The organism is Amycolatopsis sp. SID8362, from assembly GCF_010550475.1.
GTDB classification, from domain to species: domain Bacteria; phylum Actinomycetota; class Actinomycetes; order Mycobacteriales; family Pseudonocardiaceae; genus Amycolatopsis; species Amycolatopsis eburnea.
On record NZ_JAAGNB010000519.1, the window covers coordinates 1 to 732 of the forward strand.

1 protein-coding gene is annotated in these 732 nt (G+C 76.2%); it reads left to right on the forward strand.

Features of this window, described 5'->3' with window-relative positions:
* Window positions 1-732: acyltransferase domain-containing protein (locus G3I65_RS16285; RefSeq protein ID WP_160696861.1), on the forward strand; the 732-nt coding region annotated here is incomplete at both ends.

Below are 732 nucleotides of genomic sequence, written 5' to 3' on the forward strand. Positions count from 1 at the left end.
CTGGTGGCCGCCCGCGGCCGGCTGATGCAGGCGCTGCCCGCCGGCGGCGCGATGCTCGCCGTGCAGGCGGCCGAGGACGAGGTCACCCCGGTGCTGGCCGGGCTCGGCGCGATCGCCGTCGCCGTGGTCAACGGCCCCCGTTCGGTCGTGGTGTCCGGCGCCGAAACCGCGGTCGCGGAGTGCGAAGCGCGGTTCGCCGCAATGGGCCGCAAGACGAAGCGCCTGCGCGTCGGCCACGCGTTCCACTCGCCGCTGATGGACCCGGTGCTCGCCGAGTTCGGCGAGGTCGCGCGCACGCTGACCTACGCGGCGCCGAAGATCCCGGTGGTCTCGAACGTCACCGGCCGGCTCGCCACCGCCGAGGAGCTGACCAGCCCGGACTACTGGGTCGCCCACGTCCGCGGCGCGGTGCGCTTCCGCGACGGGATCGCGTGGCTGACCGAGCGCGACGTCCACCGCTTCGCCGAACTAGGCCCCGACGGCGTCCTGTCCGCGATGGCCCAGGACTGCGCCGACGACCTGACCTGCGTCCCGGTGCTGCGCGCGGGCCGCCCGGAACCCCTGGCGCTGCAGGCGGCACTGGCCGAGCTGCACGTCGCGGGCACGTCCCCGGACTGGCACGCGGTCTACGCCGGGTCCGGCGCGGTGCGCGTCGACCTGCCCACGCACGCCTTCCGGAACGAGCGGTACTGGGTCCCCGAACCCGCCGGGCACCGCGGCGGCGACCCCGCC